This is a genomic window from Janthinobacterium sp. SUN120 (assembly GCF_030397735.1).
Classification (GTDB): domain Bacteria; phylum Pseudomonadota; class Gammaproteobacteria; order Burkholderiales; family Burkholderiaceae_D; genus Janthinobacterium; species Janthinobacterium kumbetense.
Window position 1 is genome coordinate 349330 of record NZ_JAPUBW010000001.1, and the last position, 19033, is coordinate 368362.

Below are 19033 nucleotides of genomic sequence, written 5' to 3' on the forward strand. Positions count from 1 at the left end.
CTATTCTGTAGTGATAATTTATGTTGATCGTGCTTTCGCCCGCCAAGAGTCTCGACCTGGAGACGCCGCCAACAACCTCGTTGCACAGCACCCCCGATTTTCTCGACCATTCCGCCCAGCTGATCGACCGCATGCGCCAGTTTTCGCCCGCCGAAGTGGGCAGCCTGATGGGCATTTCCGATGCCTTGTCCGCCCTCAACGTGGCCCGCTACGCTTCCTGGACGCCCAAGCTGGCGGAAGCGCGCCAAGCCATCATGGCCTTCAATGGCGACGTGTATGCCGGTTTCGAGGCGCGCAGCCTGCTGCCGGCCCAGCTCGACTATGCCCAGTCGCGCGTGCGCATCCTGTCGGGCCTGTACGGCTTGCTGCGCCCGCTGGACCTGATCCACCCGCACCGCCTGGAAATGGGCACGCGGCTGTCGACCACGCGCGGCAAGGATCTGTACGCGTTCTGGGGCGACACCATTACCAACGGCTTGAACCGCACGGCAAAAGAGCAGGGCGCCAAGGTGCTGGTCAACCTTGCTTCCGAGGAATATTTCAAATCCGTCAAGCCGCGCCAGCTGGACGTGCCCGTCATCGCGCCCGTGTTCGAGGACTGGAAGAACGGCAAATATAAAATCATCTCGTTCTACGCCAAGCGCGCGCGCGGCATGCTGGCCCGCTATGCGGCCGTCAACGCCATCCGCGACCCGCAGCAGCTGAAAGAATTCGACGTCGACGGCTACGGTTTCGTGCCGGAAGCGTCGAACGATACCAGCTGGGTGTTTCGTCGCAAAGTGGGTGTATAAGTAAAAAAACCGGGCTAGCCCGGTTTTTTCTTATCTTACTGCCAGAATTTCCACCACTTGCGTTCCTTGTTCACCCCTTCCGGGCTGAGGAATGCCGTGTTCGGGTAGTTCTTGGTCAGCACGCGCAAGGCATCGTCGCGCAAGTCGGTCAAGCCCAGCTTGTCATACGAGCGGTACATGATGAACAGCGCTTCTTCGATGGCCGGTGAAGCGGCAAAGTCGCTGACCGTCGTTTGCGCGCGGTTGGCGGCGGCCAGATAGGCGCCGCGGCGGTAGTAATAGCGCGCCACGTGCACTTCGTATTTCGCCATGGCATCGATCAAATAGTTCATGCGGGCCAGCGAATCGGGCGCGTATTTGCTATTTGGAAACTTGTCGACCAGTTGCTTGAAGGCGGCAAACGCTTCGCGCGTGGCTTTCGGATCGCGCTCGGTCGGATCTTGCTCGTACAGGAAGTTCAGGAAGCTGATCTGGTCGTTAAAGCTGATCAGGCCCCGCAAGTAGTACATATAGTCCACATTGGCGTGGTTCGGATGCAACTTGATGAAGCGTTCGACGGCAGCCAGTGCCTGAGCCTGGTCTCCCGACTTATAATACGCGTAAGCGATCTCCATCTGCGCTTGCAGAGCATAGTTGCCGAAAGGATAGTTAGCCTCCAGCTTCTGGAACAGGCCGATTGCAGCTTCATAGTGCTGCCCGGCCATTTCTTCACGCGCCTCCGAGTATAATTTCGTAACGGACCAGTTTTTGGTCTCATCCACTTTTTCAGGCAACAAGCTGCAAGCGGACATGCCGAGCAGAACGACTGAAGCGACTACCAACGATAATTTTTTTTGCATGACGTTTTGCAAGAAGGTTTTAACCAAGATTTTACAATAGGCTGATTATAGCCGATGGGAATGCTGTGATATTAACTCCGAAGCCTAATTTGGCTGACCCCGCGTTTGACTCCCTTTCTGACCATGTTGCCGAAGAGGCGTTTGACGGCGATTTTGCCGCCGACGACGTCTTCGAGGAAATGGCCCCGATTACATTGGAACTGACGCCGGACGCCTGCGGCCACCGCCTCGATAAAGTCATCGCCCAGCTGGTGCCGCAATACTCGCGCAGCCGCTTGCAATTGTGGCTGGAAGCCGGTTTCGTGACCGTCGATGGAAAAGTTGCCAAACGCAACATGACCGCCTACGGCGACGAGAAGATCGTCATTCTGCCGCAAAGCGCGCCGGAAGACGAGGCTTTTAAGCCGGAAGCGATGGAATTGAACATCGTGCACGAAGATGAGCATATCATCGTCATCAACAAACCGGCCGGACTGGTCGTGCATCCGGGCCCCGGCAACTGGTCGGGTACCCTGCTCAACGGCCTGCTGCACCACTGCCCGCAACTGGCGGGCGTGCCGCGCGCCGGCATCGTGCACCGCCTGGACAAGGATACGAGCGGTTTGATGGTGGTCGGCAAGACCCTCGCTTCGCAAACGGACCTGGTGCGCCAGTTGCAGGCGCGCACCGTCAAGCGCGAATATTTCGCGCTCGTGTGGGGCACGCCGAAGGCGGCGGGCACCATCGATGCGTCCATCGCGCGCCACCCGCGCGACCGCGTCAAGATGGCCGTCTCGGAAAACTTCACGGCCAAGCCCGCCATCACGCACTATGAATTGATCGGCAGCGGCGAACTCGACCGCCGTCCCGTGAGCCTGATGCAATGCCGCCTGGAAACAGGCCGCACGCACCAGATCCGCGTGCACATGCAGCATCTGGGCTTTGCGCTGGTCGGTGATTATGTGTACGGCAAGCAGCACCTGGTGTCCGTCTTCTCGCGCCAGGCGCTGCAGGCGCGCCGCCTGGGCCTCGTGCATCCGGGCACCCTGGAAGCGTGCGAGTGGATCGTGCCGCTGGCCGACGACTTCGCCCAACTGATCGCCACGGCCGGCATTCCCGAGCCGGAACAGGTCTGATGACGGCTGCCTTGCCTTATATCACTCCCCATTGGCCCGGCCTGCCCGCGAACGTGGGCGCGCTGGCGACCGTGCGCGCGGGCGGCGTCAGCCAGGGCCCGTATGGTGACGGGCAGGGCGGCGGTGGCTTGAACCTTGGCACGCACGTGGGCGACGAACCCGCGCACGTGGCAGCCAACCGCGCGCGGCTGGCGGGCGCCTTGCCATCCGAGCCCGCTTGGCTGTCGCAGGTGCACGGCGTGGCCGTCGCCGATGCCGGGAAGCTGGACGGTTGCGTGCCCGATGCCGACGCCAGCGTGGCAACGCAGCCTGGCGCCGTGTGCGTCGTGATGACGGCCGATTGCCTGCCGGTATTGTTTTGTTCGACGGATGGCCTCGTCGTCGGCGCGGCCCACGCGGGCTGGCGCGGCCTGGCCAACGGCGTCTTGCAGCGCACGGTGGACAGCATGCGCGCGCAAGGGGCGACGGATATCCTCGCCTGGCTGGGGCCGGCCATCGGTCCGCAGCAATTCGAAGTGGGGCACGACGTGTTGCAGGCGTTTCAAGACGGCGCGCGCGATGATGCCGAACGGCAAGTGTTGAGCGCTTCCTTCGTCGCCATCGCTGGCAAGCCGGGTAAGTACCTGGCCGACATCTATGCGCTGGCGCGCATCATGCTGCTGCGCGATGGCGTGGCGCAAGTGGCGGGCGGGGAATATTGCACCGTCAGCGATGCGGCGCAGTTTTACTCGTACCGGCGCGATGGCGTCACGGGAAGACAGGCCAGCTTGATCTGGCGCAAATAATCTGCACGGCAGACACTTATGTGTCTGCCGTTTTTGTTTTATCGTCTGCTGAGGCCAGCGCGCGGGCTTGCAGTTCCGCGATGCGCGCCGCCTTGCGTTTGCGTCTCCTTGAGCCCGTCAGATAGAATAGGATGGACAGCGGGATGACGCAGTACAGCACGAAGGTCATCATCCCGGCGACGATGGACGGTTCCGTCAGCGCCATGAGGCCGACGACATAGATCCAGGCAACAGCGGTCATGAGCATCATTGGTATTGGCAGTCAGTAAGAGTTTGCATGCAGGTGGCCCGGAAGTAATTATTTATCAATTCTTGAATGGATTTATATAGCTATGAACATGCCAGATCCTCAAATGATGACCAAGGAATGGATGGCGCAGATCAGCAATCCTGAGCAGTGGAAGACGTGGTTCAACATGGTACCGCAGCCCGCCGGCAATCCGATTGCCGGCATTTTGCAGGATGCGGGTGCCAGCATCAAGCCGGAAGCGATCGAGCAACTGAAAAATGCCTACGTGGCCAAGCTGACGGGCTTGTGGGCAGACTTTATGGCCGGCAAGGCGCCGGAATTGAAAGACCGCCGTTTCTCCGCGCCCGCCTGGCACGCCAGCCCCCTGTCGGCCTTCAATGCGGCGGCCTACCTGCTGAACGCCGAATTTCTCAGCGCCATGGCCGACGCCGTGGAAGCGACGCCGCACCAGAAGCAAAAGATTGCGTTTGCGGTGCAGCAAATCGTCGACGCCATGTCGCCCGCCAATTTTCTTGCCACCAATCCCGACGCGCAGCAAACCCTGATCGAGACCAAGGGCGAAAGCCTGGCCAAGGGCTTGAGCAACATGCTGGCCGACATGGGCAAGGGCCGCATTTCGCAGTCCGACGAATCGGCCTTCGAAGTGGGCCGCAACGTGGCCACCACGCCGGGCACGGTGGTGTTCGAGAACGCGCTGTTCCAGCTGATCCAGTACACGCCGACGACGGCCACGGTACACCAGCGGCCGCTGCTGATGGTGCCGCCGTGCATCAATAAATTCTATATCCTTGACTTGCAGCCAGAAAACTCGCTCGTGCGCTATGCGGTGGAGCAGGGCAATACCGTGTTCCTGATGTCCTGGCGCAATCCGGACCTGAGCATGCAGCACCTGACGTGGGACGATTACGTCGAGCAAGGCGTGATCGAAGCCATTCGGGTCACGCAGGACATTTCCGGCCAGGACAAGCTCAATATGTTCGGCTTTTGCGTGGGCGGCACCATCGTCTCGACGGCGCTGGCCGTGCTCAAGGCGCGGGGCGAGAATCCGGCCGCCAGCCTGACCTTGCTGACCACTTTCCTCGATTTCTGCGACACGGGCGCGCTCGACGTCTTTATCGACGAGCCGCAAGTGGCGCTGCGCGAGCAGACGCTGGCCAAGGGCGGCCTGATGTCGGGGCGCGACCTGGGCAGCACTTTTTCGAGCCTGCGGCCGAACGACCTCGTATGGAACTACGTGCAGTCGAATTACCTGAAGGGCAAGGAACCGCCCGCGTTCGACTTGCTGTACTGGAATGGCGACGGCACGGGCTTGCCGGGCCCCATGTTCTGCTGGTATCTGCGCAACACCTACCTGGAAAACAGTCTGAAAGTGCCGGGCAAGCTGACAGTGGCCGGTGAAAAGGTCGACTTGAGCAGCATCGACGCGCCCGCCTTCATCTACGGTTCGCGCGAAGACCATATCGTGCCCTGGGGCGCGGCGTATGCCAGCATGGCCGTGCTGAACCCGAAAAAGCCGAAAGCCAACCGCTTTATCCTCGGCGCCTCGGGCCATATCGCCGGCGTGATCAATCCTGCCTCGAAGAAAAAGCGCAGTTACTGGAGCAATGACGCGGGCAAAGGCGCACGCACGGCGAAAGCCAAGCCCTTGACGGCCGAACAGTGGATGGAAGGCGCGACCGAGCACGTGGGCAGCTGGTGGCCCAAATGGGCGGCTTTCCTGGCCGAACACGGCGGCGCGCAGGTGAAGGCGCCGGGCAAGCCGGGCAGCAAACGCCACGCGGCAATCGAGCCGGCTCCGGGGCGGTATGTTAAAGTCAGGGCGGACTAGTTTACAAAAGCTTCTGGCCGGGCAAGACCGGCGTAATCTCCGGTCTTGTCAGGAATCTACTTTTAGTTGCGTTGCAATAAATGCGGGAATCTACTACCCTGATGTGCAATGGAGCCGTTTTCCACTCTATAATGGAAAACGTAGGCAGGTGCGAAAGCGGACCCACGTTCGCTTTTTTTTCGGATTAACTCAGTATGCGCTGCGGCGCAATAAGTGGAACTTGTGATGAGTAGTGCAAAAAAAAGTATAGACCGCCTGATTAAAAAATATCCCAACCGCCGTCTGTATGACACGCAAACCAGTTCCTACATCACCTTGACGGACGTCAAGCAGCTGGTGTTGGACAATGAGGTGTTTACCGTCGTCGATGCCAAATCCAATGAAGATTTGACGCGCAGCATCTTGCTGCAAATCATTTTGGAAGAGGAAGCGAATGGCGCGCCCATGTTCTCGAGCAGCGTGTTGTCGCAGATCATCCGCTACTATGGCCACGCCATGCAGGGCATGATGGGATCCTACCTGGAAAAGAACGTGCAAGCGTTCACCGATATCCAGCACAAATTCACGGGCACGTCGGCCGGCAGTTTCGAAGGCAAGCCCTTCAGCCCTGAAATGTGGACCCAGTTCATGAATGTCCAGGGCCCGATGATGCAAGGCATGATGAACAACTACATCGACCAGAGCAAGAGCCTGTTCGTGCAGATGCAGGAACAGATGCAGAGCCAGAGCAAGAATCTGTTCGGCACCTTCCCGTTCGTGCCGCCGGTGCCTCCAACCGACAAAAAGTAATCGATCTGACACACTCACCGGGCGATTCGATCGCCTGGGAGTTGTATTGGCGTCATCAAAACAGCATAGTTCTGCCAGCAAGGGGCGGCTCGGGGTACAATAGCCGATTCGCCTCACCATTTTACTAGCTGCCAACTATGTCTGAAATTCACCGTATTCCCGTTCCTTCCGCCCAGCCCGAGGCCATGCTGGCCATGCCAGGTGCGGCGCCGAAAGTGGGCTTTGTCTCGCTCGGCTGCCCGAAAGCGCTGGTCGACTCCGAACAAATCCTGACCCAACTGCGCGCCGAAGGCTACGAAACGGCGAAATCCTACGCTGGCGCCGATCTGGTGATCGTCAATACCTGCGGTTTTATCGATGCTGCCGTGCAAGAGTCGCTCGACGCCATCGGCGAAGCGCTGGCTGAAAACGGCAAAGTCATCGTGACCGGCTGCCTGGGCGCCAAGAAAGATGCTGCCGGCGACGATATCATCATGAAGGTGCACCCGAAAGTGCTGTCCGTCACGGGCCCGCACGCGCTGGCCGAAGTGATGGATTCCGTCCATTTCCACCTGCCGAAACCGCATGCGCCTTTCCTCGACCTGGTGCCGCCGCAAGGCGTCAAGCTGACGCCGAAGCACTATGCCTACCTGAAAATTTCCGAAGGCTGCAACCACCGCTGCAGTTTCTGCATCATCCCGTCCATGCGCGGCGACCTCGTCTCTCGCCCGATCGGCGAACTGATGATCGAAGCGGAAAACCTGTTCAAGGCCGGCGTCAAGGAATTGCTGGTCATTTCGCAAGACACCTCGGCGTATGGCGTGGACGTGAAATTCCGCTCCGGCTTCTGGAATGGCCGTCCCGTGAAAACCCACATGACGCAACTGACGGAAGCGCTGGGCGAACTGGCCAAGTCCTACGGCGCCTGGGTGCGCTTGCATTACGTGTATCCATACCCGCACGTGGACCAGATCATCCCGATGATGAGCGGCGGCCACATCCTGCCATACCTGGACATTCCGATGCAGCATGCGCACCCTGACGTATTGAAGCGCATGAAGCGTCCGGCCAGCGGCGAGAAAAACCTGGACCGCATCCAGGCCTGGCGCGCCATCAACCCGGACCTGACCATCCGCTCGACCTTCATCGCCGGTTTCCCTGGCGAAACGGAAGCGGAATTCGAATACTTGCTCGACTTCCTCAAGGAAGCGCAGATCGACCGCCTCGGTTGCTTCGCGTATTCGCCTGTCGAAGGCGCGACGGCGAACGCCATCGACAATCCCGTGCCGGAAGAGCTGCGCGAAGAGCGCCGCGGCCGCGTCATGCTGCTGCAGGAAGAAATTTCCAAGAAACGCCTGCAAGCCAAGGTCGGCAAGACCGTGCGCGTGCTGATCGATGAAGTCACCCGTTCCGGCGGCGTGGGCCGCTCGTCCGCCGACGCGCCGGAAATCGATGGCGTCGTGTATGTGAAGCCGCCATTCGAGCCGCACCGCAAGCTGGCTGTCGGCCAGTTCGTCGATGTGACCATCACCTCGGCCGACGCGCACGACCTGTGGGGTGCTGCCGAGTAAAAACGTCCATGCCGGCGTTGCGCTGCCTTGCCGTACAGTAAGGTACTGTCTGCGGCAGCGCGCCTTGGCCTGCATGTTTTTACGCGGTGAAGATGATATTTGACAAGGTGTAACACTCTGTCATACGTACGGCGTACAGGGCGTAAAGCCCTTACAATCAAGGCGGACCAGCAATTGCTGGCCCGCCTTTTTATTTGCCGACGACGCCATGACCACACCCAAATCCCCCCAGACGGCGCTGATCCACAGCGATTACCAGGCGCCGCAAGGCTTTGCCGCGTTTCCCAACGCCATCCATCACGCATCGACCGTGCTGTTCAAGGACGTGGCGGCCATGCGCTCGGGCGACTGGAAAGAAAAGAACGCCTACACCTACGGCTTGCACGGCACGCCCACCACCTTCACCCTGGAAGCGCGCCTGGCCGAGATCGAAGGGGGCAAATACTGCCTGCTGGCGCCGTCGGGCCTGGCGGCCATCGCCATGGCGGACTTTGCCCTGCTCAAAACGGGCGATGACGTTTTATTGCCGGAAAACATCTACAACCCGAACCGCGAACTGGGACGCTGGCTGGCGCAGGATTTCGGCATCACGGCCCGCTATTACGATCCGCTCATCGGCGCCGGCATCGCGGGCTTGATCCAGCACAATACCAAGCTGATCTGGACGGAAGCGCCTGGCTCCGTGACGATGGAAGTGCCGGACTTGCCCGCCATTTGCGCGGCCGCCCATGCGCGGGGCGTGCTCGTCGCCCTGGACAATACCTGGTCGGCGGGCCTGGCCCTGCGCGGCTTTGGCCTGGGCGTGGACATCATCATGCAGGCGCTGACGAAATACCAGTCGGGCGGCTCGGACGTGCTGATGGGCGCGCTGATCACGCGCGAGCGGGCGCTGCACGACCGCCTGGCGCAGGCGCACATGCGTCTGGGCATGGGCGTGGGGGCGGACGACGCCTACCTGGTGCTGCGCGGCTTGCCCACGATGAAGCTGCGCTTCGACGCCCACGACCAGGGCGCGCGCACGGTGGCCGCCTGGCTCAAGGGGCGCAGCGAGATCGCCACGGTGCTGCATCCGGCCTTCGACGATTGCCCGGGCCACGCCATCTGGCAGCGCGATTTCACGGGCGCGGGCGGCCTGTTTTCCGTGCTGTTCGATGCCCGCTACACGGAGGCGCAGACGGACCGCTTCGTCGATGCCTTGCAGTTGTTCAAGATTGGCTACAGCTGGGGCGGCGCGAACAGCCTGGTGATGCCGTACCGCATCGCCGCCATGCGCAAGGGCTGGCAATTGCCGGGCCAGCTGGTGCGCCTGAACGTGGGACTGGAAGATCCGCAGGATCTGATCGCCGATATCGAACGGGCGTTCGCGGCGATGTAGAGGTAAGCGGGCAAGCACGATAGCTTGCCCACAAGCAATTTACAGGGGCACGGGCTTGTTGTTGTTCAAGTCGAGGAAGCCGCGCAGTAGGCGGTAGGCTTTCCACAGCCAGGCCACGCCCCACACGAGGAAGGCCAGCGGGATGCCGATCAGCGTGATCCACAGGATGGCGCCGACGACGATCCAGGCCACGTACCACCAGAAGGAACGGATCATCCAGCTGTGATGGCTGTACACGAAGGTCCCGGCCGCCTCGTCCCGCTTCACATAATTGATGATGAGCGGAATGAAGGAAAACGCGCCCAGCGAAAACACGAAGCTGGCGCCATGTATCAGGTACAACCACCAGGCCAGGTTCTTGGTCTGCTGGAGTTGGGTATCCAAAATAATATCTTGTGACATGAAGGCTCCCGTCGTTGCTCAATTTTTAATTGTAACAAGCAAAGCGGAGCAGGAGCGCAGTCCATGGAAAAAGGCAGAATACATTGTTGAAACGAAATCGCTATCCCACCCTGGCCGCGCGCGCCAGGTCATGGCTGCGCCAGGCTTTGCCGGCCTTGCTGCTGTGCGCCTCGGCGGCCTATGCCGCCGGCGCCCCGCTGGAGACGGAGTTTGCCGCCGGCTTGAAGGAAGAGGGCCTGGCGGGCGCCGTCTGGAGTGAAGTCTTGCCTGACGGAACAGTCAAAGTCGGTGCGTCCGGCCTGCGCGATACCGCCAGGCGCATGCCCATGCAGGCGGACACGCGCATGCAAGTGGGTTCCGTGGGCAAGGTGGCGCTGGCGCTGGGCGTCTTGCGCCTGGTCAGCGAAGACCGGCTCACGCTCGACACGCCCCTGCAGCAGGTGCTGCCGGAACTGGCGCTGAAAAACCCTTGGCAAGCAAGCGACCCCGTGCGCATCCGCCACCTGCTGGCGCATACGTCCGGCCTCGACAACGTGCGCTTCTGGCAGGCGTTCAGCCTGAACCCGGCGCCGCAGACGCCGCTGGCCGACGCTTTTGACGGCGACCGCAACCTGCTGCGCGTGCGCGCCCGGCCCGGCAGCCGCTATGCGTATTCGAACATGGGCTATGGTTTGCTGGGCATGGTGATCGAGAAAATCACGGGCCAGCCGTACGAGCGCTATCTCGACGCGCAGCTGCTGCAGCCGCTGGGCATGGCGGACAGCACGTTCGCCTTCGTTACGCAAGTGAGCACGCAAATGAGTACGCAGGCGGGTGCGCAGGCTGATCCGCGCCTGGCCATGGGCTACTTCGAGCATGGCGTGGCGCAGCCGGCCGTGCCCCAGTATTTGCGTCCGGCCGCGCAATTTACCACCACGGCGGCCGACATGGGCAAGCTGGCGCAATTCCTGATGGGCGACGGCAAGCTGCAGGGCAAGCGCTTCATCGACCTGGCGCTGATGGGCGCCTTGTCCGAGCCGGCCGGCACGGATGCGGCGCAGGCGGGCCTGGCGACGGGCCACGGACTGGCGCTGGCCGTGCGCGACCGCCACAATGTGGTGGGCGCCTGCCACCCTGGCACGGCCGTGGGTTTCCGCGCCATGCTGTGCCTGTATCCGGAGCAGGACAGCGCCTTTTTTGTTGCCTTCAATACGGATGCGGAGCAGGCCGACTATGAACGCTTCAACCGCCTGCTGCTGCGCGACCTGGAACTGCCGTTGCGCGCCCCGGCACCGCGCGGCACGCCCGCGCCCACGGTGGAAAACTGGCAGGGCGTCTATTTGCCGTCGCCCAGCCCCATGGCCAGCATGGCCTGGGTCGACGCCGTCTTCGGCTTTACGCGTGTGAAATGGGATGGCGAATCGCTGTTCCTGATCCCGTTCCAGGGCGAGCCGAAGGAGCTGGAACCGGTGGGCGGCTTGCTGTTCCGCGCCAGCGACCGCAGCACGCCGTCGCACGTGCTGATGCAGGAGGATGGCAAGCATGTGCTCAGCGACGGCTTGCGCAGCTATGAGCGCGCGTCGATGCTGCGCATGCTGGTGCTGTGGGGCAGCCTGGCCCTGGGTGCGGCGGGGATGCTGTACGTGCTGGTGGTGGGCGTCTGGCGCGCCGCGCTGCGCAGCCTGGGGCGGGGCGACCACCTGTTCGCGCCCTTGCTGTCGCTGCTGGCGCTGCTCCTGCCGCTGCCGTTCTTCTATTTCCAGTCCTACCTGCGCCTGGGCGACGTCACCATCGCCAGCGTGCTGCTGGCGCTGACGACGGGAGCGCTGCCGCTGGCGACGGCGTTCGGTCTGGCGCGCTGCTGGCGCAGCCGCGGCACGGCGGCCGAGGCGGGTTCGTGGGCAAAATGGGATTGGGTGGCCTTGCTGGCGGCCTTGCAACTGCTGCTGGTGCTGGCCTGGTGGGGATTGCTGCCGCTGCGCCTGTGGCACCTGTAGCCGGCGCTCAGCGCCAGGCGTGCAGCAGCCGGCGCCACCAGCGTTGCGCTGGCCTGGGCTGGCTGCCATGCCCGGCGCGCCCGGCCCGCTTGGCGCGATAGCTGGCCGCCGCCATGTGCAGGCCGATGCGGTCCATCGCCGCCATCGCGTCCGCCTCCTGCGGCGACAAGCCATGCCGCAACGCTTGCGCACGGGGTTCCAGCAGGAAGGCGGCACGCAGGGCGTCGTCCGTGTACAGCCTCGCCAGATAGGTTTCCAGTGCGGGGGAACTCATGCGTTTCGCCCCGCGCGCAAGGCCGCGCGCGCCAGCTCCAGCTGGTCCAGCACATGCTCGAACGACGGGTAATTGCCGTCGCGTTCGACGATCACTGTCAACGGTTGCGGCGCCTGGCGCGCCAGCACGGTCAACAGGGCGAAGACGGCGGGCGGCACGTCGTGCAGATGGTCGTCCAACAGGCGCTGGCCGCCGCCGGGCGCGTCGATCCAGTGGCCGCCGCTCAGGTGCACGGCGCCGACCCTGTCCAGGGGCAGGCGCAGCAGCAGTTGCTCCGGGTCATGCCCGAAATTGACGGCGTTCGCATACAGATTATGCAGGTCCAGCAGCAGCGGCACTTGCGCGCCGTCAAGGATGTGCGTCAGCCACTCGGCTTCGTCCAGCGTGCTGGCGGGCGGCTGGACCAGGGTGGCGATGTTTTCCATCAGCGGCGCGCTGCCGACGATGCGCGTGGCCAGCGCGATATTGGCGATGGCGCCGGCGGCGCTGTGCGGCGTGCGCGGCGGCGCCGCCAGGTGGCCGATTTCCACGCCGCCGGCGCGCACGAAACTCAGGTGCTCGGACCACGATTCCGCTTGCACCTCCTTCATCAGGCGCGCCATCGCATGCAGGCGGCGCGGATCGGCGGGTATCGTTGACGCCAGCCCCATGCCCACGCCGTGCAGGCTGACGGGCACCTGGCGCGCCAGGCTGCGCAAGGCGGCGATGCCGGCGCGCGCGGCGTGGTAATAATCGTCGGCGATTACTTCCAGCACGTCGATGTGCGCCAGGTTGGACAGGATGCCGGCTGCCAGTTCGCCGCGCCAGCCCAGGCCGACGCGGTCGCGCGCGGTCCCCTGGCTAGCTGCCACAGCCGCCGCCACCGCCGCAACCGCCGCAGCCGCTGCCGCAGGAAGAACCGTCGCCGCCGCCCGACGAGCCGCCGCCGGAGTCGCCCGAGCTGCCGGACGACGAATCGCCGCCGCCGTTTTGCCGCGGCACCGGGTACAGCTGGGCGACATACGCGTACACCGACGGCGGCAGGGCGCCGAGGCCGAAGATGGCCGCCAGCAGGGCCATGTCGGCGCTGCTGCTGCCCGCCTGCAGGCGCGATGAACGCATGTTCAGCCGGCCAAACAGCATGCGCAGGTCGGTCAGCAGCCGCTGCGCGCTCCAGCTGGTTGCCTGTGTGCGCAAGCCGCGCAGCATGAGCAGGAAGATCGCCAGCAGCAGCGCCAGGAACAGCAGGTTGTAGTGCTGGCGGCTGATGGCGATGACGGCCTTGACGGCGGCCACCGTCAGCAGCAGCCAGTGCGCCGTCCAGGTGATGCGTTCGCGCCGGCGCAGCAGCGGCGGGCCGACCAGCAATTGCTGCTGCGTCAAGGTTTCCTGGTAGGCGCGGCACGAGGGCAGCATTTCGGCTTGCACGGCCAGTTCCTTGCTGTGGCCCTGGCGGCCCAGGTACAGCTGCAGCACGTCGCGTTCGATGTCATGGCTGGCGAAGCGCAGGCTGTCGGCGCTGGCCGTTTCCAGCAGCGGGCCGTCGGCGCGCAGCAAGCCGCGGTCGACCAGCACGATGGCGGCGACTTTCACGGCTTCGAGGGCGCCGCCGCGCAGGAAGGCGATGCGGTACGGGTCATCGGCCAGCGACAGCTGGGCGTGCGGATTGCGCAATTCCATGCGTATCAGCAGCTCGCGCGCGAGGTAGTACACGAGCATGCCAAAGACCAGGTAGGCGAGCAGGAACCAGGGCCCGCTCCAGTCGAACGGATTGGCGCCGTTCACCGCATCTGCTCCGCGTGTTCGCGCAAGTGTTCGGTAATCGTCATCAAGCCCGTAAAGGCGGGCAAGGCCTGCCCCGGCGCCAGGCGCGCCGTTTCGCGCGCCGCCGACATGGCTTGCAGGGCCGTGTGCAGGGCAGGCTCGCCCAGCTGGTCGACAAACGCTTCGAGCGCCTGCTTGCCGGACAGCCCGGACTTGCCCTCCAGCTGCGCCAGCGACGCCGCGGACGAGCGCAGGGGGCCGGCTGCGTCGGCGATGGCGCCGGCCAGCTGTTCTTCATTCAGGCTCAATAGCAGATACCGTTCGCGCATGCGCACCTGCTGGTTCAGCAGCACTTGCCGCAAGCGCCGCAGCACGGCGTCGCGGTTCGTGCGCAGGCTGGCGAAAGGGTCGGCGCCATGCAGCACCTGGTGGCGCGCGATGATGTCGGCGAACTTGACGGCGAAGGCGTCGGCGGCCTGCGTCAATTCGCCCTCGAGCAGGAACATCACCTGCAAATCGATGGCGGCGTGCGCCAGGCGCAAGGGCCCGCGCAGCGCATCGGCCGCCTGCGGCGCAAAGCGCTTGAGCAGCAACAGCAGGTTGACGTCGGAGGTGGCGCGCACCTGGCCATCGGCGGCCGAGCCAAACAGCACGGCGGCGGCAAGGTCGTCACCAAAGGTGTTGTGCGCGGCGGCGACAAACACATCCAGGTGGCGTTGTATCTCTTCTGGCAGCGGTGGCGGCATGCGGTGTTCTTTCACGATGGGTTGGCAGGATGCGCATAAGTTTGCAATATAGCAAACTTATGCCATCGTGCGCGCACCGTCCGCCAGATGGCGCCGACTCAAGTCAATACGTTGAGCAAGCCATCGAGTCCCACGAAGTTCAGCGCCACGTCGGCCTGCGAGCGCACCACGGGCTTGGCGCGGAAGGCCACGGACAGGCCGGCGATGCCCATCATTTTCAAGTCGTTGGCGCCGTCGCCCATGACGATGGCCTCGGACGGGGAAATGCCCAGCTCCGCGCACACGCGTTCCACCGTACGCTGCTTTTCCTCGGCGTCGACGATGCCCCCTAACACCTTGCCCGTCAGCTTGCCGTCGACGATTTCCAGTTCGTTCGCATGCGTGTAATCGAGGCCCAGGCGCTCCTTCAGGCGTTCGGTGAAGAAGGTGAAGCCGCCCGACACCAGCAGGGTTTTCAGGCCCGCCTTTTGCACGGCCGCCAGCATGGCTTCCGCGCCCGGCGACAGTTTTAAGCGTTCATCGTAGACGCGCTGCAGGGCCGACGCGTCGAGACCCTCGAGCAGGGCCACGCGCTGTTTCAGGCTGGAGCTGAAATCGAGTTCGCCCCGCATGGCCGCTTCCGTGATGGCCGCCACCTGCGGTTTGAGACCCTGCATGTCGGCGATTTCATCGATGCACTCGATGGTGATCAGGGTCGAATCCATGTCCATCGCCACCAGCTTGAATTCGCCGAGCTCGCGCTGGCCCATCATGTAGGTGGCGTCCAGCTGCGCCGCCTGGGCCGCCACTTCGATGGTGGGGCGCAGCGCGGGTGAATAGGCGATCTGCTCGCAGCGCACGGCGTTCGGACCCAGGCGCGTGATGGATGTCGGTGCCGCCAGCGCGGCGATGCGCTCGAGGCGGGCGCTATCGCCGTCCAGGCCCTGCAGGATCAGATTCATGGTGATGGTCTTGGTATTGGTCATGGGTCAGCCCTGCATAAATGATAGGAATAGTCTAAACCGTCAATTGCTTGATGGTGGTCTTGATCTGCGTCACGCGCGCGGCCAGGTCCGGCATGGCGGCCGTGATTTTCAGCTTGTCCTGGCCATGCAGCTTGATATGGCGGTTCTTCTGGATCAAGTCGATGATGCGCATCGGGTCGATGGGCGGCTTGGCCATGAATTGCAGGGTGGCCGCCTCGCCATGCACGTCGATCTTGACGATGCCCACGGTTTTCGCGGCGATGCGCAGGCGGTGCGTCTCGACCAGGGCCTTGACGGCGTCGGGCAGCTTGCCGAAGCGGTCGATCAGCTCTTCCTGGATATCGTCGATCTTGTCCTGCGTGGCGCAGTTGGCCAGGCGCTTGTAGATCGACAGGCGCTCGTGCACGTCGCCGCAGAAATCGGCCGGCAGCAGGGCCGGCACGTGCAGGTTGATCTCCGTCGTCGAGGCCAGCGGCGCGGCCAGGTCCGGCTCCTTGCCCGCTTTCAGCGAGCGCACGGCTTCGTTGAGCATGTCCGAATACAGCTGGAAGCCGATTTCCGTCATCTCGCCGGACTGGCTTTCGCCCAGCACCTCGCCGGCGCCGCGGATTTCCAGGTCGTGCATGGCCAGGTAAAAGCCGCTGCCCAGTTCTTCCATCTGCTGGATGGCGTCCAGGCGGCGCTGCGCCAGTTTGGTGAGGCCCTGCACGTCGTGCACCAGCAGGTAGGCGTAGGCCTGGTGGTGCGAACGGCCGACCCGGCCGCGCAGCTGGTGCAGCTGCGCCAGGCCGAACTTGTCGGCGCGGTGCATGATGATGGTGTTCGCCGTCGGCACGTCGATGCCCGTTTCGATGATCGTCGTGCACAGCAAAATATTGAAACGCTGGGCGACGAAGTCGCGCATGACCTTTTCCAGGTCGCGCTCGTGCATCTGGCCATGCGCCACGGCGATGCGCGCCTCGGGCAGCAATTCCGTCAGCATGGCCAGGCGGTTCTGGATGGTTTCCACCTCGTTGTGCAGGAAGTAGATCTGGCCGCCCCGTTTGAGTTCGCGCAAACACGCTTCGCGGATGATGGCTTCGCCTTCGCTGCGCACGAACGTCTTGATGGCCAGGCGCTTTTGCGGCGCCGTGGCGATGATGGAAAAGTCGCGCAAGCCTTCCAGCGCCATGCCCAAGGTGCGCGGGATCGGCGTGGCCGTCAGGGTCAGCACGTCGACTTCCGCGCGCAGGGCTTTCAAGGCTTCCTTCTGGCGCACGCCGAACCTGTGTTCTTCGTCAATGATGACCAGGCCCAAACGGGTAAACTTCACGTCGTCGGACAGCAGCTTGTGCGTGCCGATGACGATGTCGATGGTGCCGTCGGCCATGCCCTTGAACGCTTGCGTGATCTCCTTGCCGCTGCGGAAGCGCGACAATTCCGCGATGCGCACGGGCCAGTCGGCGAAGCGGTCGGCGAAGGTTTGCGCATGCTGCTCGGCCAGCAGGGTGGTGGGCGCCAGGATGGCCACCTGCTTGCCGCCCATGACGGCGATGAAGGCGGCGCGCAGCGCCACTTCCGTCTTGCCGAAGCCGACGTCGCCGCACACGAGGCGGTCCATCGGTTTGCCGGAAGTCATGTCCTTGATGACGTTGTGGATGGCTTCGGCCTGGTCCGGCGTCTCGTCGAAGCCGAAGCTGTCGGCGAAGCGCTGGTAGTCGTGCGACGAGAATTCGAACGAATGGCCTTGGCGCAGCGCGCGGCGCGCATACAGGTTGAGCAGCTCGGCGGCCGTGTCGCGCACCTGTTCGGCCGCGCGCTTTTTCGCCTTTTCCCACTGGCCTGAACCGAGCGAGTGCAAGGGCGCGTCTTCCGGCGAGGCGCCCGAATAGCGGGAAATGACGTGCAGCTGCGATACGGGCACGTACAGCTTGGTGTCCTTCGCGTATTCGAGGTGCAGGAATTCCGTCTCGCCTTCGCCCAGGTCCATGCTGGTCAGGCCCATGTAGCGCCCGATGCCGTGGTTGATGTGCACGACGGGGTCGCCGATCTTCAGCTCCGACAGGTCGCGCACCATCGATTCGACCTGCGTCACGCCTTCCTGCTTCTTGGTGCCGACGCGGCGGCCGGAACCGGCGTACAGTTCCGTCTCCGTGATGAAGGATAAATGACCTTCCGGCGTAAACAGTTCGAAGCCCGCGTGCAGCGGCGCCACGCCCAGCATCAGCTTGGCGTCGGATTGCAGGAAGCCGTCGCTGCCTTCCACGGGCGTCAGGTGCAGGTCGTATTCGGTGAAGTACTGCTGTAGGGTTTCGCGGCGGCCGTTCGATTCGGCGCAGATCATCACGCGGCGGCCCGCTTGCAGCAAATAGCTGCGCAGGTTGGCCAGCGGGTCGTCGGCGCGGCGGTTGACGGCGATGTTCGGCACGGGTGCCGACAGTTCGGACGCCAGCGCATCGTTCGATTTGGCAATCGCCAGGCGCGGATACGGCTTGGCCAGGCCGAAGAACTGCTCGTCGGACAGGAACAGCGATTCGGGCGGCAGGATAGGCCGTTCGCGGTCGGCTTTTAAGAAGCGGTAGCGCGACTGCGTATCGGTCCAGAAGCGGCCGATGGCCGCATCGATTTCGCCCACCAGGGCCAGCGAGGCGTCGGGCGGCAGGTAGTCGAACAGGGTGGCCGTCTGTTCGAAGAACAGGGGCAGATAATATTCGATGCCGGCCGAGGCGATGCCGCTGCTGATGTCCTTGTAGACGACCGAGCGCGATGGGTCGCCCTCGAACTGTTCGCGCCAGCGGTTGCGGAAGGTGGTGCGCGCCGCTTCGTCCATGGGAAATTCGCGCCCCGGCAGCAGCCGCACTTCATGCACGGGGTACAGCGAGCGCTGGGTGTCGGCGTCAAACGTGCGGATGGTCTCGATGGTGTCGCCGAACAGGTCCAGGCGGTAGGGCAGGGCGGAACCCATGGGGAACAGGTCGAGCAGGCCGCCGCGCACCGAGTATTCGCCGGGCGACATCACTTGCGAGACATGGCTGTAGCCGGCCAGGGTCAGCTGCGACTTCAATCGCGCTTCGTCGAGCTTTTCGCCCTTCTTGAAGAAGAAGGTGTAGGCGGCCAGGAAGGACGGCGGCGCCAGGCGCACCAGCGCCGTGGTGGCCGGCACGATCAGCACGTCGCACTGGCGCGTCTGGATTTCGTGCAGGGTGGCCAGGCGCTCGGAGACCAGGTCCTGGTGCGGCGAAAAGGCGTCGTAGGGCAGGGTTTCCCAGTCCGGCAGCAGGTGGCAGCGCAAGTCCTTGCCGCCAAACCACGGGATTTCATCGAGCAGGCGCTGGCCGTCGCTGGCCTGCGCCACCACTACGGCCAGCATCTGGCCCCGCGCTTTTAATTCCAGCGCGGCCAGCGCCAGGGCATAGGCGTCGGATGAACCATACAGGGCGGGCAGCGCGTAGCGGTTGCCGGGCTTGGGGAGGGCTTTTGTTAAGTCTAAGGACATGCAGGCGATGACACTAGTGGCAGAGGCAGTTGAGTGGGACAGCTGTGGTACGCGCAGCGCCGCCAGTGACGGCGCTGATAGGCGAGATTATAGACCATCACTTATATCTCCGCGCTTGAGAAAACCGTCG

17 protein-coding genes are annotated in these 19033 nt (G+C 63.4%); 8 read left to right on the top strand and 9 right to left on the bottom strand.

What is annotated here, in order from left to right:
- The first annotated feature begins 20 nt into the window (after nt 1-20).
- Nucleotides 21-791, top strand: a complete 771-nt coding sequence (gene yaaA, locus O0879_RS01530) for a peroxide stress protein YaaA (protein ID WP_289914331.1) — start codon at nt 21-23, stop codon at nt 789-791.
- A 35-nt stretch (nt 792-826) separates the two neighbouring features.
- Here the strand turns inward: yaaA and O0879_RS01535 are convergent, their stop codons facing one another.
- Entirely contained in the window at nt 827-1630 is an 804-nt protein-coding gene (locus O0879_RS01535) for an outer membrane protein assembly factor BamD (protein WP_219116005.1), read from the bottom strand.
- An 89-nt stretch (nt 1631-1719) separates the two neighbouring features.
- On the opposite strand from O0879_RS01535, the gene O0879_RS01540 reads away from it, so the two are divergent.
- Both O0879_RS01540 and pgeF read left to right on the top strand, forming a co-directional pair.
- A complete protein-coding gene (locus tag O0879_RS01540) occupies nt 1720-2745 on the top strand; it encodes an RluA family pseudouridine synthase (RefSeq protein WP_099667537.1) in 1026 nt (341 codons plus the stop codon).
- On the top strand, nt 2745-3530 hold the full coding sequence (pgeF, locus tag O0879_RS01545) for a peptidoglycan editing factor PgeF (protein ID WP_289914332.1): 786 nt from the start codon (nt 2745-2747) through the stop codon (nt 3528-3530). Before O0879_RS01540 ends, pgeF begins: the two co-directional genes overlap by 1 nt.
- Before the next feature lie 16 nt (nt 3531-3546).
- Here pgeF and O0879_RS01550 read toward each other — a convergent pair whose 3' ends face one another.
- A complete protein-coding gene (locus O0879_RS01550; RefSeq protein ID WP_354670174.1) occupies nt 3547-3771 on the bottom strand; it encodes a hypothetical protein in 225 nt (74 codons plus the stop codon).
- Nucleotides 3772-3862: 91 nt separating this feature from the next.
- On the opposite strand from O0879_RS01550, the gene phaC reads away from it, so the two are divergent.
- From phaC to O0879_RS01570, 4 genes are all read left to right on the top strand, one after another.
- Nucleotides 3863-5608, top strand: a complete 1746-nt coding sequence (gene phaC, locus O0879_RS01555) for a class I poly(R)-hydroxyalkanoic acid synthase (RefSeq protein ID WP_289914333.1) — start codon at nt 3863-3865, stop codon at nt 5606-5608.
- A gap of 225 nt (nt 5609-5833) precedes the next feature.
- Nucleotides 5834-6397, top strand: a complete 564-nt coding sequence (gene phaR, locus O0879_RS01560; protein WP_010399000.1) for a polyhydroxyalkanoate synthesis repressor PhaR — start codon at nt 5834-5836, stop codon at nt 6395-6397.
- 194 nt (nt 6398-6591) lie between these two features.
- Nucleotides 6592-7947: a 30S ribosomal protein S12 methylthiotransferase RimO gene (rimO, locus tag O0879_RS01565; RefSeq protein ID WP_251349207.1), complete on the top strand. Its 1356-nt coding sequence runs from the start codon at nt 6592-6594 to the stop codon at nt 7945-7947.
- Between the two features lie 208 nt (nt 7948-8155).
- A complete protein-coding gene (locus O0879_RS01570; protein ID WP_289914334.1) occupies nt 8156-9322 on the top strand; it encodes a cystathionine beta-lyase in 1167 nt (388 codons plus the stop codon).
- A gap of 39 nt (nt 9323-9361) precedes the next feature.
- On the opposite strand, the gene O0879_RS01575 is transcribed toward O0879_RS01570, so the two are convergent.
- Complete coding sequence (locus tag O0879_RS01575) at nt 9362-9724, bottom strand: hypothetical protein (RefSeq protein WP_289897546.1); 363 nt, start codon at nt 9722-9724, stop codon at nt 9362-9364.
- 83 nt (nt 9725-9807) lie between these two features.
- Between O0879_RS01575 and O0879_RS01580 the strand changes: the two genes are divergently transcribed.
- Entirely contained in the window at nt 9808-11700 is a 1893-nt protein-coding gene (locus tag O0879_RS01580; RefSeq protein WP_289914335.1) for a serine hydrolase domain-containing protein, read from the top strand.
- Between the two features lie 7 nt (nt 11701-11707).
- Here the strand turns inward: O0879_RS01580 and O0879_RS01585 are convergent, their stop codons facing one another.
- The 6 genes from O0879_RS01585 to mfd all read right to left on the bottom strand — a co-directional run bounded on the left by O0879_RS01585 (nt 11708) and on the right by mfd (nt 18903).
- Nucleotides 11708-11974, bottom strand: coding sequence for a hypothetical protein (locus tag O0879_RS01585; RefSeq protein ID WP_289914336.1), 267 nt, complete (start codon nt 11972-11974; stop codon nt 11708-11710).
- Nucleotides 11971-12825 (bottom strand): DUF692 family multinuclear iron-containing protein, encoded by an 855-nt coding sequence (locus O0879_RS01590; RefSeq protein ID WP_289914337.1) that lies wholly within the window; start codon nt 12823-12825, stop codon nt 11971-11973. The genes O0879_RS01585 and O0879_RS01590 overlap by 4 nt, the downstream gene beginning before the upstream one ends.
- Nucleotides 12815-13738, bottom strand: coding sequence for a TIGR04222 domain-containing membrane protein (locus tag O0879_RS01595; protein WP_289914338.1), 924 nt, complete (start codon nt 13736-13738; stop codon nt 12815-12817). The genes O0879_RS01590 and O0879_RS01595 overlap by 11 nt, the downstream gene beginning before the upstream one ends.
- The gene (locus O0879_RS01600) at nt 13735-14463 is read right to left on the bottom strand and encodes a nucleotidyltransferase domain-containing protein (RefSeq protein WP_289914339.1); all 729 of its coding nucleotides are present in this window, start codon (nt 14461-14463) and stop codon (nt 13735-13737) included. Before O0879_RS01600 ends, O0879_RS01595 begins: the two co-directional genes overlap by 4 nt.
- A gap of 98 nt (nt 14464-14561) precedes the next feature.
- The gene (gene serB, locus O0879_RS01605) at nt 14562-15404 is read right to left on the bottom strand and encodes a phosphoserine phosphatase SerB (protein WP_289911456.1); all 843 of its coding nucleotides are present in this window, start codon (nt 15402-15404) and stop codon (nt 14562-14564) included.
- Between the two features lie 55 nt (nt 15405-15459).
- Complete coding sequence (gene mfd, locus O0879_RS01610; RefSeq protein WP_289914340.1) at nt 15460-18903, bottom strand: transcription-repair coupling factor; 3444 nt, start codon at nt 18901-18903, stop codon at nt 15460-15462.
- Nucleotides 18904-19033: the final 130 nt, after the last annotated feature.